This window comes from Paenarthrobacter sp. 4246 (assembly GCF_040546855.1).
In the GTDB taxonomy this organism is placed as follows: Bacteria; Actinomycetota; Actinomycetes; order Actinomycetales; family Micrococcaceae; genus Arthrobacter.
In genome coordinates, this window is the sequence record NZ_JBEPOP010000008.1 from 219,483 (window position 1) to 226,761 (window position 7,279).

Below are 7,279 nucleotides of genomic sequence, written 5' to 3' on the forward strand. Positions count from 1 at the left end.
CATGGCCATCCTTAATGCCCAGGACCTGACGCTCCAATACGAGGCACGCAAAGTGGTGGAGGGGCTCTGCACCGAGATCCCCGAGGGCAAAGTGACCATGATCGTGGGAGCCAACGCCTGCGGCAAGTCCACGCTCTTGCGCGGCCTGTCACGACTCCTCAAGCCAGCCGGTGGCAGCGTGACCCTCGACGGCAAGGACATCCACACCCGTCCCGCCCGCGAACTGGCGCGGACGCTCGGCCTGCTCCCGCAGCACCCCACAGCTCCCGACGGCATCACCGTCCGGGACCTCGTTGGCCGCGGCCGCTACCCGCACCAAGGCTTTTTCCGCAGCTGGAGCGCAGCCGACGACGCCGCGGTCCAGCGCGCGCTCGACGCCACCTCCACGCTGGAACTCGCTGACCGCAGCATCGATGAACTGTCCGGCGGACAACGTCAACGCGTGTGGATCGCCATGGCCCTGGCGCAGGAAACGGAAGTTCTGCTGCTGGACGAGCCCACCACCTACCTGGACCTCGCGCACCAAGTGGAAGTCCTGGACTTGATCACGGACCTCAACCGCAGCCGGGGAACCACCGTGGCAATCGTCCTCCATGACCTCAACCTCGCAGCACGGTACGCGGACCACGTCATCGCCATGAAGGGCGGGTGCATCGTGGCCGAAGGGCCGGCGCCCGTCGTTGTCACCGAAGAGCTGGTCTACAACGTCTTCGGCCTGGAATCCCGGGTGGTTCCTGACCCCATTTCAGGCACACCGCTGATCGTCCCCATCGGACGCCACCACGCACGCCCCGCTTCAACCAACGAACTGGAGATCGCCTCATGAGTGCACAACCGACCCAGGCAAAAGCAAGCGCCGCCGTGGAGCCCATGACCCTCGCCTTCGACGTCACCGTGACGGCAGTGCAGGAATTGAGCCCGAACTTCCGCCGCATCACCTTCGGCGGTTACTCACTGCGCGACTTCGGCGTTGCCGGAGACACACTGGATCTCCGCGTTAAACTGATGATCCCGTCCTTTGACGCGTCCGGAAAGGTCATACCGCTGCCTCCCTTCAAAATGGAAGAAGCCGGCTGGTACCAGGAATGGCTCGCCATGGACTCCTCCGTCCGCGGCGACATGCGCACCTACACCGTGCGCTCCGAGCGCCTGGACGCCGTGTATCCGGAGATCGACATCGACTTCGTCATGCACTTCGACGACGCCGGCCACGGTGGCCCCGCAGCGAACTGGGCACTCGGAGCGAAACCAGGAGACGCCCTCACCATCATCGGCCCCAACAACCGCGCAGCGCAGTGCACCACAGCCGGCGCATATGGTGGCATCGAATGGCGTCCGGGCATGGCCCAGCGCGTGCTCCTGGCCGGCGACGAAACCGCGGTCCCGGCCATCAGCGCCATCCTCGAGAGCCTCCCCGCGGACATGACCGGCCACGCCTTCCTCGAAGTACCCGAAGCCGGTGACTTCCAGGACATCACCACGGCAGCCGACATCGAAATCACGTGGCTTGCACGCGGTGCGGCCATCGGACGTGCACGTCCCCACGGAGAACTCCTCAAGGAAGCCGTCGCCAAGGCCGTTCCCGTGCCGGGCTGGGTAGGCATCAAGGGTGCCGGGACCGCAGCCGGACCCGAGCCCGAAGACGTCAACGTGGACCAGGACATCCTCTGGGAAACGCCGCAGCGCATGGACGCTGCAGCCATCGAAGCAACCAAGAACCCCACCCTTCCCGCCGGTGCCCTGCCGTTCTACGCCTGGATCGCCGGCGAGGCGTTCGTCATCAAGGAAATGCGGCGCTACCTGGTGCGGGACGTTGGTATTGACCGTAAGCAAGTTGCTTTCATGGGTTACTGGCGTCGGGGCAAGGCAGAGGGCTAAGCCTGCTGGTCCGCTTAGTCCGCCGCTGGGCGGCCGGTTGACGGCCATCCTCGGCGTGCTGCTCCTTCGTCGCTTTGACGCACGCTGCCGGATACCCGCCAACCAGCCTTGCGCGCGAGTCACCTTCCGGCGCTCTCTCACTTCCCTCGGGTTTGGGGGCGTTGCTCTCTCACTTCCCTCGGGTTTGGGGGTGATCCTCTCTCACTTCCCTCGTGCTTGGGGGGCGGCGCTCTCTCACTTCCCGTTGGCTTGTTCACTTGGGGTTGGTTCTGGTGTAACCGGGGGCGGGTAGCTTCGGTGGGGTGCGGGAGGAATTCGGGGACGGAGTTAAGGCTCGACGGCGGTTTGTCGCCATCGGGGATTCCTTCACCGAAGGCGTGGGGGACCCGAGCAAGGTCTTGCCCAACGGGGTCCGCGGATGGGCGGACCGGGTGGCCGAGAAGTTGGCGAAAGCGGAGCCGGGCTGGGAGTACGCCAATCTGGCAGTGCGCAGCAAAAGGCTCCGACACATCATTGACGAACAACTCGAGCCCGCGGTGGCCATGGAGCCGACGCTCATCACGCTCTACGCGGGCGGCAACGACATCCTGGACTTTGGTACTGACATGGATGCGCTCCTCAAGGACTATGAGCTGCTGGTCGCCCGCCTGAGTGAAACCGGGGCAACGCTGGTGCTGTTCACTGGGTTCGACGTGAAAGTCTCCGCGGTCTTGGAGCCTTTCAAAAAACGCAACACCCTCTACAACCAAAGGGTCCGTGATATCGCCGCCAAATACGGCGCAGTACTCGTGGACTACTGGTGCTTTGACGCCTACAAGGACCAGCGGATGTGGGCCCCGGACCGGCTCCACATGTCCAAGGCGGGCCACAAGTACCTCGCCGCGCAGGTCTTGGACCACCTCAACGTCCCCCACAAATTCTCGCCCAAGGATTGGGACCCGCCCACGCGTTTGTCCGTGCGTGAATGGGAACGCCGGCAACGTCGCTGGGTCAATGACTGGGTGGTCCCGCTCTTCGGACGGAAACTGCGTGGCATCACGCTGGGCGATGCGCTCAGCCCACGCTGGCCCCAACCCGTGAAGGTCCCGCGCAAGGGTGGTTTGAAGAAGCTCATGGAAAAGGCAACGCAGTGACAGAACAAACCAGGTTCGTGGCGCTCGGCGATTCATTTACTGAGGGTGTTGGCGACAACGACCTCAGGCTTCCCAACCATTGCCGGGGCTGGGCAGACAGGGTGGCAGAAGAACTGGCACGGCACGACGAAACAGTGCGATACGCCAACCTGGCCGTCCGCGGCAGGCGCCTCCAACGGATCGCCGACGAACAGATCCAGCCCGCCCTCGCAATGAAACCAACGTTGGTCAGTTTCTACGCCGGCGGCAATGACCTCCTGATGGCCCGGCCCAACATGGCCAAACTGATCAGGGACTATGAAGATGCCGTTCGACGGATCACAGCCAGTGGAGCCACGGTGCTGCTGTTCACGGGTTACAACGTCCCTTTGTCGCCCCTGCTGGAGCCGCTCAAAGTCCGCACTGCAATCTACAACCGCAATATTCGGCGCATCGCCGCGAAATACCGGGCCCTCCTGGTGGACTACTGGTGCTTCGAGAAATTCCAGGATCCGCGGATGTGGGCACCTGATCGCCTGCATATGTCCACTCCCGGCCACAGCTACATGGCCAAAAAGGTCCTCGAAGTGCTCGGGGCGCGCCACTCACTCCAGTCGCCCAGGCTCGCAGCTCCCCGTCCGCGGACCCGCACCGGGAGCATCGCCGACGACGTCGCTTGGCTGAGGCGCGACGTCGGACCTTGGTTTTCGCGGCGGCTGCGCGGTGTATCCAGCGGCGACCACGTGGAAGCGCGCTGGCCGGAACTCATGCCGGTGGTGCTGCCCGAGCGGCTGGGCACTGCGAAGGCGCAGACGCCTCAGTTATCCAGCAGGTTTTCGTAGCCCTCAGCAACGCTGGTTGCCGTGAATTCGATGATCTCGAACTCCGCCACACCATTGCTGTAGAACGGGTCCTCTGCCAGGGAGGCGTCCAAGGTTGCTCGGTCCACTTTGGACAGCAGCACGCCGCCCGTGGCTGGGACGCGACGTCCGGACGCAAGGAAGATGCCGCCGTCGAACGCGTCCTTTAGCCAGGCCATGTGGCCGGGACGGTGGAAGTCGACGATTTCGTCGGGAACTTTGTAGGTCAACGAGACTACGAACATGCCGCCAGCCTATCGGTTGGGCCGCTGCCCGGACCTAAGGAGGCTGTGAATTCTCCTAAGATGGGTTCATGACTCAACCCCGCTGGCTGAACGCCGACGAACGCCGTGCCTGGCTGGCCCTTCTGAGCATCAACACCCTGCTTCCCTCGGCGTTGGACACCCAACTCCAGTCGGCCGGCAAACTGTCTCTTTTCGACTACAACGTGTTGGCGATGCTCTCCGAAACCGAAGGCCGGTACCTTCCCATGAGCGAGCTTGCTGCGCGAACGAGTGCCTCCTTGTCGCGCCTGTCGCATGTGGTGACCAAGCTGCAGAAGCGTGGCTGGGTAGAGCGGCAGGCGCACCCCGGCGATGCCCGCGTGACTGTTGCGCACCTCACCGAGGCCGGCATGTCCACCATTGTTTCCCTCGCCCCGGGACACGTGGAATCCGTGCGTACGCTGATGCTTGATTCGCTGACCCCGGACGACGTCGCAGACCTCGCCCGGATTGGTGAGAAAATCGTGGCCCGCCTGGACAACAACCACTGGATCCTTCGGGACTCGTGAGGGTGCTTTGTGGCCTCGGGCGTTGAGGTGGCAGACTGACGGCATGGATTTTTCTGCCCGCTACGTTGCCCTGGGCGACTCCTTCACTGAAGGCGTCGGCGACGACGATCCCCACCGTCCCAATGGCGTTCGAGGGTGGGCCGACATCGTAGCCGGGCAGTTGGCAAGCAGCAACGCTGACTTCGGCTACGCGAATCTCGCGATCCGAGGCCGGAAGCTCCGCCAGATCATGGCAGAGCAGGTGGACGCCGCCATATCCATGAATCCAACGTTGGTGACGCTGTACGCAGGGGCGAACGACATCCTGCGGCCCAAGATCGATATTGACTCGCTTCTTGAGGAGTACGACGCCGGTATCGCCAAGTTAAGTGCGGCGGGCGCCACCGTTGTCCTCTTCACCGGCTTTGACGCAAAGGGCTCTAAAGTCTTCAGCGCCATGCGCGGCCGAACCGCGATCTACAACGAACTGGTGCGCGAAATCGCCGAGAACCACGGCGCCTTGCTGGTGGACTATTGGCGCTTTGACGAATACGACGATTGGCGGCTTTGGGGCGAGGACCGGATGCACATGTCCACCGCCGGCCACATCAACATGGCGAAGCGGGTGCTTGATGTCCTTGAGCACGAGCACGTCATCGAGGTCCCCGAACTGGCGCCGGCGCGTTTGATGAACCGGGTTGAAGCACTCAAGGCCAATGCACGCTGGTTCCGGGAATCCGCGGCGCCGTGGGTGGCCCGCCGCGTCCGAGGTATCTCCTCCGGCGACGGTTTGAGCCCTAAGTATCCCGAATTGATCAGGCCGCTCTAGCCCGGTCTTGCGGGCGACCCGCCAGTGTTGGCGCGGTGGTCCGGGCGGTGGGCGCGGAGGGCTTATGATGCCGGATTGGTCTTAATTTGGCCTGGCCCGTAGAATAGTTAGGCGCTAGGTAGTGCGGTTCGTGTGCAATTGCTCCGGTTGGTGGTGACTGTCGGTTTTTCCGACATCCCGGTGGCCGGTAGTTAGGGGCTCAAGTTGCGTACATTCCTGTATTCGCCCGGTATCCCAGGACTTGTTCCAGTGTTCATCACTGCCCGGTCCTGAGGCCAACCTTCTTCGCCGCACTTGCTGCGGAAACTACCGAAATGGTTTGGAATCGGATGCGGACGCTGCCTGTCGCACGGTAACGCAGGAACATCTGCACGCCGTTACATTCAATCTTTGGAGGAGAGTCATGGCAGCACACTGCCAAGTGACCGGAGCCGAGCCGGGCTTTGGACACAGCATTTCGCACTCGCACCGTCGCAACAAGCGTCGGTTCGACCCGAACATTCAGAAGAAGCGCTACTGGGTTCCGTCCCTGCGCCGTAATGTCACGCTGACCCTGTCAGCCCGTGGCATCAAGACAATCGACGTCCGCGGCATCGACTCAGTCGTCGCCGACATCCTGGCACGAGGAGTAAAGCTCTAATGGCAAAGGACAAGGACGTACGTCCCATCATCAAGCTGAAGTCCACCGCGGGCACCGGTTACACCTACGTAACCCGCAAGAACCGTCGTAACGACCCGGACCGTCTGGTTCTGAAGAAGTACGACCCCAAGATCCGCCAGCACGTCGAATTCCGAGAGGAGCGCTAAACACATGGCAAAGAAGTCAAAGATTGCTCGCAACGAGCAGCGCAAGGTCATTGTTGAGCGTTACGCTGCCAAGCGTCTCGAACTGAAAAAGACCCTGGTTGACCCCAACGCGACTGACGAAGCACGCGAAGCTGCACGCCTCGGCCTGCAGAAGCTGCCCCGCAACGCCTCCCCGATCCGTCTGCGTAACCGCGACCAGATCGACGGCCGTCCCCGCGGCACGCTCCAGAAGTTCGGTATCTCCCGTGTTCGCTTCCGCGACATGGCTCACCGCGGTGAGCTCCCGGGCATCACCAAGTCTTCCTGGTAATCACGAAGCTCTGAAAAGGCCGGCAACCGTCATGGTTGCTGGCCTTTTCTGCGTTTAAGCCTGATTCCTGGCGTGTGGCAGAGACTGCATGGCTGGGGGCGGGCGTTGGTTGGGGCGGACGCTCTCGCAGGTCCCTCGGGTTTGGGGGCGTCGCTCTCGCAGGTCCCTCGGGTTTCAGGCCGACGCTCTCTCACTTGCCTCGGGTTTGGGGTGGACGCTCTCGCAGGTCCCTCGGGTTTGGGGTGGGGGTTTTTCGACGGCGGTTGCTGGCTTGTGTCGGGACGGCTGTTTGGTGGGACTTGGTGGCGTGACGGGCTTCACTGAGGTTGTTTGTGGCGGATTTTGCTGGTTTGGGGCCGTGATGGGGTCTTTTGGCCTGTGTGGGCGGGGTTTTTGGGTGGTGTGCGGGCGATTTGTGCCGGGGCTGGTGGGCGTGTAATGTCTTCTAAGTCGCCGCGAGTGAGACAGCTTGGAGCTGAGAGCCGCGGTGGCCGACCCCCTTGATAACAGCCTGAAAAATGGTTCGCTTTTGAGCGTTCCGGTGCAGGGTGGGGCCGAAGATTGGATCGGGAATCGCGGAAACGTTGATTTGCCAGGATCTGGTTTATCGGGTAAGTTTGAAAAGTTGCTCCGGAGCGATCCTGGACCCTTGTGGGTGTGGGTGGTGCCGGTAGTGTCTGTTGTTTGAGAACTCAATAGTGTGCCAAGTTT

At 62.5% G+C, this 7,279-nt stretch carries 10 protein-coding genes; 9 read left to right on the forward strand and 1 reads right to left on the reverse strand.

From position 1 onward, the window contains the following. Position 1: 1 nt before the first annotated feature. The 4 genes from ABIE35_RS16480 to ABIE35_RS16495 all read left to right on the forward strand — a co-directional run bounded on the left by ABIE35_RS16480 (position 2) and on the right by ABIE35_RS16495 (position 3,832). Entirely contained in the window at positions 2–826 is an 825-nt protein-coding gene (locus ABIE35_RS16480; RefSeq protein ID WP_354516557.1) for an ABC transporter ATP-binding protein, read from the forward strand. Next, positions 823–1,878 (forward strand): siderophore-interacting protein, encoded by a 1,056-nt coding sequence (locus ABIE35_RS16485; RefSeq protein WP_354516559.1) that lies wholly within the window; start codon positions 823–825, stop codon positions 1,876–1,878. Before ABIE35_RS16480 ends, ABIE35_RS16485 begins: the two co-directional genes overlap by 4 nt. A 302-nt stretch (positions 1,879–2,180) precedes the next feature. Beyond that, positions 2,181–3,011: an SGNH/GDSL hydrolase family protein gene (locus tag ABIE35_RS16490; protein ID WP_354516561.1), complete on the forward strand. Its 831-nt coding sequence runs from the start codon at positions 2,181–2,183 to the stop codon at positions 3,009–3,011. Next, positions 3,008–3,832, forward strand: coding sequence for an SGNH/GDSL hydrolase family protein (locus ABIE35_RS16495; protein WP_354516563.1), 825 nt, complete (start codon positions 3,008–3,010; stop codon positions 3,830–3,832). Before ABIE35_RS16490 ends, ABIE35_RS16495 begins: the two co-directional genes overlap by 4 nt. On the opposite strand, the gene ABIE35_RS16500 is transcribed toward ABIE35_RS16495, so the two are convergent. Then, complete coding sequence (locus tag ABIE35_RS16500; protein ID WP_311212088.1) at positions 3,808–4,095, reverse strand: YciI family protein; 288 nt, start codon at positions 4,093–4,095, stop codon at positions 3,808–3,810. The two genes, ABIE35_RS16495 and ABIE35_RS16500, sit on opposite strands and share 25 nt — an antisense overlap. Before the next feature lie 68 nt (positions 4,096–4,163). On the opposite strand from ABIE35_RS16500, the gene ABIE35_RS16505 reads away from it, so the two are divergent. From ABIE35_RS16505 to rpsN, 5 genes are all read left to right on the forward strand, one after another. Beyond that, entirely contained in the window at positions 4,164–4,643 is a 480-nt protein-coding gene (locus ABIE35_RS16505; RefSeq protein ID WP_354516565.1) for a MarR family winged helix-turn-helix transcriptional regulator, read from the forward strand. Between the two features lie 43 nt (positions 4,644–4,686). Then, positions 4,687–5,451, forward strand: coding sequence for an SGNH/GDSL hydrolase family protein (locus ABIE35_RS16510; protein WP_354516566.1), 765 nt, complete (start codon positions 4,687–4,689; stop codon positions 5,449–5,451). A 403-nt stretch (positions 5,452–5,854) separates the two neighbouring features. Continuing rightward, complete coding sequence (gene rpmB, locus ABIE35_RS16515; protein WP_011776361.1) at positions 5,855–6,091, forward strand: 50S ribosomal protein L28; 237 nt, start codon at positions 5,855–5,857, stop codon at positions 6,089–6,091. Continuing rightward, positions 6,091–6,258, forward strand: a complete 168-nt coding sequence (gene rpmG / locus ABIE35_RS16520) for a 50S ribosomal protein L33 (protein WP_003798558.1) — start codon at positions 6,091–6,093, stop codon at positions 6,256–6,258. Before rpmB ends, rpmG begins: the two co-directional genes overlap by 1 nt. 4 nt (positions 6,259–6,262) lie before the next feature. Continuing rightward, positions 6,263–6,568: a 30S ribosomal protein S14 gene (gene rpsN / locus ABIE35_RS16525; protein ID WP_011776360.1), complete on the forward strand. Its 306-nt coding sequence runs from the start codon at positions 6,263–6,265 to the stop codon at positions 6,566–6,568. Positions 6,569–7,279: the final 711 nt, after the last annotated feature.